This window comes from Streptomyces ossamyceticus (assembly GCF_001418475.1).
In the GTDB taxonomy this organism is placed as follows: Bacteria; Actinomycetota; Actinomycetes; order Streptomycetales; family Streptomycetaceae; genus Streptomyces; species Streptomyces ossamyceticus.
On sequence record NZ_LIQX01000508.1, the window covers coordinates 1 to 6,661 of the forward strand.

Below are 6,661 nucleotides of genomic sequence, written 5' to 3' on the forward strand. Positions count from 1 at the left end.
GGGTGGACCAGCCGAGTACCGCGCCGCAGGCGTCGCAGAAGGACTGGCCGGGCTCCCCGCGGGTGCCGCACTCGGCGCAGCTGCGGGCCCGGCCCGTGTCGGGGGTCTGGCTGGTCATGTCTCGGGCGTCCTTTCGGCAGCGGTCACGTGGACCGTGTAGGGCATGTGGGCGGGGCGGGCGGCGGCCACGAGGGCGTCCAGCCGGTGTTCGTCCGCGCGGGTCGGGTTCGGCAGCCGCAGCGACACGCGCAGATGGGGGCGGCGGTCGCCGGGGACCGGGCCCAGCGGGCGGGCGTCCCAGTCGGCGCCGCCGCTCTCGCTGATCTCCGGTGCCACACCGAACACCAGGCGTACGGCCTCGGACAGTCCGCGCCGGGTGCCCCGTACCCGGTGCAGATACGCGGCGGCGGCGACGGCCGCGCGCAGCCGGGCCTCCGGTTCCGTGCCGTCGGTCTCGGCGCCGACCCAGCCGGCCAGCCACCGCGTGAAGTCCACGGGGGCGAGGGCGGGCGTGAAGTAGGAGTCCAGGTTGTCGAGGACGGCCAGGACGGGGGCGAGGACCTCGTCCAGGCCGGCGACGAAACGCTGCGCGAGGTCGTCGTCGGCGAAGACGGCCGGGAGCATGTGGCCGATGGGGGACGACGACCCGAGGCCGTCGATGGAGCCCCTCATGGTGTGGCCCCGTCGCTGTACGTGCCGCATGCTTCCACGGCGCCCGGCGCTGCCCGCTGTGCCCACCCGTTCCGCCCCGCGGAACGACAGCCCACAGCGGTGACCGACACGGGAAGGGCCGCCGGCGGGAGCGGGAGCGGTGGCGGCTGGAGCGGCGGTGCCCCCGGCGGCCGGAGTGACGCCGTGGCCCGGAGGGGCGCCTTGGCCCGGAGGGGCGGCGACGGCGGGAGTGGCGCGGTGGCCCGGAGGGGCGACGACGGCGGGAGTGGCGCCGTGGCCCGGAGTGACGAGGGCGGTCGGTGTGGCGTCGTGGGCCGGAGTGGCGCTGTAGGTCTGAGTGACGCCGCGGCCCGGAGGGGCTGCGACGGCCGGGGCGTCGATGGCCGGGGCGGCGACGACGGCCGGGGCGGGGTGCTCACTGCTTGTCCCCGATCACTCGGACCCGGTGGTCGAAGGAGAACACCAGGGACGGCGGGCTGAGGTCGATGCGGTCGGTGGGGTCGCCCCGTTTGCCGGTCAGCGGGTCCGCGGGGTGGAGCCGGACCTCGTCGACGAGTTCGACGCCGGGCACACGCTGGAGAACGGCGAAGACCTCCCCGGCCTGGACGGGGCGGCCGAACGGCCAGCCGCGCCCGTCGGCGCCGCCGGTCAGCGGGTCGAGGTGGCGGTAGAGGGCGTCGTGGGCCTGCCGCCGGACCCGGTCGGTGTCGGCGCCCCGGAAGGCGTGCACCGTGGCGACGACGGTGACCCCCTGGTAGAACGGCGGCCCCACCGCCAACCGGGTGCCGATCAGGCGCCGTTCGTCGAGATGCCGGGTGATGCGGCGCAGCAGTCCGTCGCCGGGCACGAGTTGCTCGAAGCGCAGCCGGCCGCCGGGGTCGGGCACGGCCTGCGGGACCACCAGGACCCGTACCGCGTACGCCCCGTGCTCGCCCTCGTCGCCCTCCAGACACGTGATGCGGGCCGTGTCGGGGGCGGCGCGCCGCGCGAGTTCCTCGTAGTCGCGCAGGGTCACCGCGCGTTCCTGGGCGCGCAGGGTGATGGGCGCCCGGACCTTCGCCTCCTCCACGGTCTCCCCGTCGACACCGCCGCGCGCGGCCTCCCGGTTGACGACCTCGGAGACGTACGGGATGGAGGTGCGCAGGACCTGGACGGCACCCCGGGCGACGTTGCCCGCGCGGCCGCCGCCGGTGCGGTAGCGGCGGGCCCGGACGACGGAGCCCTTGGGGGCGACGGCCCCGTACTGGCGCAGGGTGCCGTCGGGTTCGCGGACCGCCGGGCCGAAGGCGATCTCACCGGTGGCGGCGTCGAGGGTGATGTGCCGGTCGTGCGGGGTGGACGCGGCGAAGGAGGGCACGACCTCCCAGTCGGTCCAGCCCTCGTGCTCGGCGGTCTGGAGCAGTACCGGCGGGGTGTCGCCGACGACGGGCGCGTGGGCCAGCCGCAGCCGCTGACCGGGCAGGCCCGTGGACTCGCCGAGCGCCTCGTCGTACACCGTCTCCGCGTGCACGGCGGTGGTGGTGCCGCCGAGGGTGAACGCCTCGGCGGCGCGCACGGTCGGGGAGGTGGTGTAGAAGGGCTGGTCGGGGAGGGGTTCGGTGACCCGGCAGCGCAGCCAGCCGGCCTCCTGGCCGCCGGTGCGGGACAGGGTGTGGCCGCCGGGCATGTGCAGGACGACCGCGCCGGGCCGGTTCAGGCCGCCCGTGCCGTCCCGGTCGACCTCGCACGCGGCCCAGCCGTCCTCCGTCCACGCCTCCCACACCAGCGGCGGTTGCCGGGGGTCCACACCGACGCCGTCGACGCGGCTGTCCAGTTCCAGCGCGACCGCGCACGACGGGACCGCCGCGCTCAGACCGAGCAGCATGCAGTCGCCGGGCCGGGGGGCCTCCGCGAAGCACATCAGGTCCTTGCCCTCCGCGAGGTCGGCGGTCCGGTCGGTGACCGGCTCACCGTTCAGCTGCACCACCAGATGCCGCAACTCGCACGGCACGACGGTCAGTTCGCGTTCGGTGGCGAAGACCACCGCCTCCTCGCTCTCGGTGCGCACGGTGGCGACCTCGGTGCCGACGGGCATCAGCACCGGCTCCTCCTGCGGCGCGGAGAGCCAGAAAGTGACGTCCGTACGGGCGGCGGACGGCGGGAACAGCGTGATGCCCACCAGGTCCAGGAAGGCGAGGTGGTTCTTCTCCGGCACCCGGTTGAGCCGGTAGACGATCTGGTCGGCCATGTGGGCCACCGTCTCCACGAGGGTGACACCGGGGTCGGAGACGTTGTGGTCGGTCCACTCCGGGGCGCGCTGCTGGATGTAGCGCTTGGCGTCGTCGACGAACTGCTGGAAGCGGCGGTCGTCGAGGTTGGGGGAGGGCAGGGCCATCAGCGGTCGCTTTCGGGAGCCTCGGACGTCACGTCCGGCTCGTCGTGGGAGGGGATGACATAGAACGGGAAGACCAGGCTGCGCGGGTTGTTGGTGCCGCGGATCGCGTAGCGGACGTCGATGAAGAGCACGCCCTGCTCCGCCCCGGCGGTCACCTCCACCTCGCCGACCTCGATGCGCGGCTCCCAGCGGTCGAGGCTCGCGTACACCTCGTGCTGGATCCGGCCGGCGGTGGCCTCGTTGACCGGGGCGAACACCAGGTCGTGGATGGCGCAGCCGAACTCGGGGCGCATCGGCCGCTCACCGGGCGCGGTGGCGAGGATCAGCCGGATGGCCTCCTCGATCTCGCGCTCCCCGCTGACCAGGGCGATGCCTCCGGTCGGCCCGATGCGCAGCGGGAACGCCCAACCGGACCCGACGAACTGCTCGGCCATCTGCGGGCCGGCCTCCCTTCCTGACGTACGTGTGTGTCTGCGGTGCTTCGGTGTCGGACGTGCGTGACGCCCCGGCGCCCTTCTCGGCCCTCACCCGAACGGGTACTTGATCTGGTTGACGAAGAACCCGCCGAAGATGTCGACCTTGACGGCCTTGAGGCCCAGCTGGCCCACGGCGTTGATCTGCACGGTCCCGGCGGCGTTGAGCGTCGCCGCGCCGGTCGCGCTCAGGTTGAGCGCACCCATCGCGGAGACGTTGACCGCGCCGGTCACCGACCGGAGGCTGACCAGCCCCTGGCCCTGGAGGTTGAGCGGCCCGCCGCTTCTGATGGTCACGGACCGCCGCCCGCTCAGCGTCAGATCCGTACCGGCGTTCACGGACACCGACGTGCCGCCCTTGATCCGCACGGCGCCCTTGCTGTCGACGGTGATCTCGGTCTTCGTCCGGTCCAGGTTGACGATCAGCCGGTCGTTGCCGGTGGCGAGCCGCACGCCCTGCTTGCGCAGACCGGTCTGCTGGCTGAGCAGGTCCACCCGGTTGCCGTCCCGGTCGGACAGCGTGTGCCGGATCGCCTTCTTCTTCACCGGGTCGTGCAGCCACACGTCCTTGACGGGCGTCGGCTTGTCGACGCCGTTGTAGAGGCCGCCGATGACGAACGGGTGGTCCAGCGTCCCCCGGTCGAAGGCGACCAGCACCTCGTCGCCGACGTCCAGCGGGAAGATCCCGCCGCCGCCCTTGCCGCCGAGCTGCACCGTCCGCGTCCAGTCGCTGACGTACGCGTCGTCCAGCCACGGGAACTGGAGCTTCACCCGGCCCTGCTTCAGCGGGTCCGCGACATCGGTGACCAGCGCGTTGGCGACACTGGGCAGCCTCGGGGCCGCCGCGGAACCCCCCGAGGTCAGACCGAACAGGGAGCGCCACTGGCGGCCGCTGACCGTCACGAACGTCTCGTAGTGGCTGCCGTCGCCGAAGGTGTGCCGTACGGCGGTGCAGGTGTACTTGCCCTCGAAGGGCGTGCCCACGTCGGTGAGCGTGATCGGCACCCCGGGCCGCAGCTCGGGGTTGCCGCGCACCGTCACCTCCAGTTCGGCGAACGCGGAGGTGATGTCGTCGGCGAGGGAGCTCGCCGCGTGCGTGACCTCGGCCTGGCGGTCGTAGGGGTGGTCGGTCTCGACGATCTTCGCCGCCTTGAACGGGTTCGCGGCCTTCTGCGGGGTGGTGCCGATGGCGACACCGGGGCTGGTGGCGGCCCGCGTCGTCGCCGTGAGCTTCTTCTTCGTGGTCACGTTCCAGCCGCGTGCCTCGACCTTGTCGACCTGGTCGGCGGCGGTCACGGCGGCCCGGCAGCGCAGCACGTCGACACCGGCCTGGAACACGAAGGGACTCTTCTCGCCGGGGGTGCTCGTCGCGGGCGCCCCCGACGCCGGCTTCGGCTCGACGAACTGGAACTTCCCGCGGGAGTCCAGCGACATCACCATCTCGTTCTCGTCGGCGAGCCGCGCCAGGAAGTCCCAGTCCGTCACGTTCGACTGGCTGATGAAGTCGTAGACCGTCTTCGTGCCCTGGATCCGTCCGACCGGGATGCCGTTCGTCGAGGCCAGCTTGCGGGCGATGTCGGCGGCCGTTTGGTTGCGGTACGCGGCGACCCTGCGCACCCGCATCAGACGGTGCCCCGGGTCGTAGCCGCGGACCACGGTGAACGTGCCGGTGCCGTCGTAGTCGGTCTCCATCCCGGTGACCTCACCGGTGAGCAGCGGGGAGCCCGCGCCCTTGCCGTCGGCGACGGACGCGATGACCACCAGCGAGCCGAACCTGATGTTCAGCTTGCCGAGCAGCAGCCCGTGCGGGTCGCGGAACGTCAGCCGGAACGCGCCGGGCACCCCCGCCCCCAGGTCGACCCAGCCGCCGACGAGCAGATCGGCGTACTCGGTCGGCAGCTTGTTGCCGTCGATGGTGACGTGGACGACGTTGGAGTGGGACGGCTTCACCATCAGAGACCCACCTCCTCGGCGGCCGGCAGGACGAGGACGACGCCGGTCGCGAGCCGGGTCGGGTCGTCGATCCCGTTGGCCTCGGCGATCGCCCGCCACGCCGCCGCGTTCCCGTACTCCCGCCACGCCAGCGACTGAAGCGAGTCGCCCGCCACGACCCGGTGCACGCTCCGCGCGGTCAGCGCGCCCGAGGTCGGGTTCTGGCCCTTGGTCTTGGTGGGGATCTCGTGCAGCCGGACCTGACACGTGGCGCGGATCGGCACGCCCGTCGTCCCGAACAGGGAGTACGTGGCGTCCACGGAGCTGACGTACGCCGTGAACCGGGCCGTCGAGAACGCCCCCCACTGGAACTCCACCCACGGCGGCGAGGGCTGCTTCGCGGCGATGCTCTTCGACGTCACCTCACAGCACCCCATCAGCGACTCCACCTTCTTCAGCACCGTGGTGGCGCCCGGTTTGGCGGAGGAGTCCAGGAAGATCTCGACGGTCATCTCACGGGGCTCCGGCCCCATGAACTCCGGTACGGAGCCGTCGCGCACCGCCGCCGTCGGCGTCACCTTCCACTGCGCGCGCCGACTGATCTGCAACTGCGCCGGGTTGAAGTCGAAGGCGAACGTCTCGATCAGCGCGCCCTTGCTGGTGCTGTTGCCGACCGGCGGCTCGTGGATGGCGAGCGTGGCGCGCACGAGGCTCTTGCCGGCGCCGCCCTTGGTGCCCCTTGCCATGGTGTGTTCCGCCCCCTCAGTCCGTGAACCCGTGGTGGGTGATCTCCAGGACCTCCGTGGCGACGCTCGGGTTGGCCGGGTCCAGGGTGGGGCCCTGCCAGCTGACCGGCAGCACGTCGATCAGCCCCCAGTGCGCGACCTCCGAGCCGTCCGCGCGCAGCGCGGCGATCTGCGCGGTCGGCCGCTTCACGCCGGTGGCGACGGACGAGATCCACGCCGCGACCTTCGCCGTGTCCGGTGTCAGAGGCCTGGTCAGCCGGATGGTGGAGAAGGTGACACGGGACGGCAGCTGCCAGACGAACCCGTTGTTCCCGCCCTCCTGACGGTGCTCGATCTCCACCGTCGACGAGAGTCCCTCGCACCCGTTGAAGTACCCGAGGCTCTCGCCGTCGATGGTCAGCGTGAAGAAGATGGTGGAGCCCGGGTCGAGATCGCGGGACATCGGGGGCGGCCTTTCTGGGGGA

The 6,661-nt window shown here is 72.6% G+C and carries 6 protein-coding genes; all 6 read right to left on the reverse strand.

What is annotated here, in order from left to right; translation table 11 throughout:
* Positions 1-114: 114 nt before the first annotated feature.
* Positions 115-672 carry a phage tail protein gene (locus AOK15_RS31235; protein ID WP_055521699.1) on the reverse strand — a complete coding sequence of 186 codons (558 nt, stop codon included), beginning with the start codon at positions 670-672 and terminating at the stop codon, positions 115-117.
* 415 nt (positions 673-1,087) lie between these two features.
* On the reverse strand, positions 1,088-3,046 hold the full coding sequence (locus AOK15_RS31240) for a putative baseplate assembly protein (RefSeq protein WP_055521700.1): 1,959 nt from the start codon (positions 3,044-3,046) through the stop codon (positions 1,088-1,090).
* Complete coding sequence (locus AOK15_RS31245; RefSeq protein ID WP_055521701.1) at positions 3,046-3,480, reverse strand: GPW/gp25 family protein; 435 nt, start codon at positions 3,478-3,480, stop codon at positions 3,046-3,048. The genes AOK15_RS31240 and AOK15_RS31245 overlap by 1 nt, the downstream gene beginning before the upstream one ends.
* A 90-nt stretch (positions 3,481-3,570) precedes the next feature.
* Positions 3,571-5,472, reverse strand: a complete 1,902-nt coding sequence (locus AOK15_RS31250) for a VgrG-related protein (RefSeq protein WP_055521702.1) — start codon at positions 5,470-5,472, stop codon at positions 3,571-3,573.
* Positions 5,472-6,197, reverse strand: coding sequence for a CIS tube protein (locus AOK15_RS31255; protein ID WP_055521703.1), 726 nt, complete (start codon positions 6,195-6,197; stop codon positions 5,472-5,474). Before AOK15_RS31255 ends, AOK15_RS31250 begins: the two co-directional genes overlap by 1 nt.
* 16 nt (positions 6,198-6,213) lie before the next feature.
* Positions 6,214-6,639, reverse strand: a complete 426-nt coding sequence (locus AOK15_RS31260) for a phage tail protein (RefSeq protein WP_055521704.1) — start codon at positions 6,637-6,639, stop codon at positions 6,214-6,216.
* Positions 6,640-6,661 lie beyond the last annotated feature (22 nt).

Bases quoted from the DNA above. Each gene is read 5' to 3' on its own strand.
- AOK15_RS31235 (WP_055521699.1), bottom strand. From the start codon at position 672: ATGAGGGGCTCCATCGACGGCCTCGGGTCGTCGTCCCCCATCGGCCAC.
- AOK15_RS31260 (WP_055521704.1), bottom strand. From the start codon at position 6,639: ATGTCCCGCGATCTCGACCCGGGCTCCACCATCTTCTTCACGCTGACC.
- AOK15_RS31250 (WP_055521702.1), bottom strand. From the start codon at position 5,472: ATGGTGAAGCCGTCCCACTCCAACGTCGTCCACGTCACCATCGACGGC.
- AOK15_RS31255 (WP_055521703.1), bottom strand. From the start codon at position 6,197: ATGGCAAGGGGCACCAAGGGCGGCGCCGGCAAGAGCCTCGTGCGCGCC.
- AOK15_RS31240 (WP_055521700.1), bottom strand. From the start codon at position 3,046: ATGGCCCTGCCCTCCCCCAACCTCGACGACCGCCGCTTCCAGCAGTTC.
- AOK15_RS31245 (WP_055521701.1), bottom strand. From the start codon at position 3,480: ATGGCCGAGCAGTTCGTCGGGTCCGGTTGGGCGTTCCCGCTGCGCATC.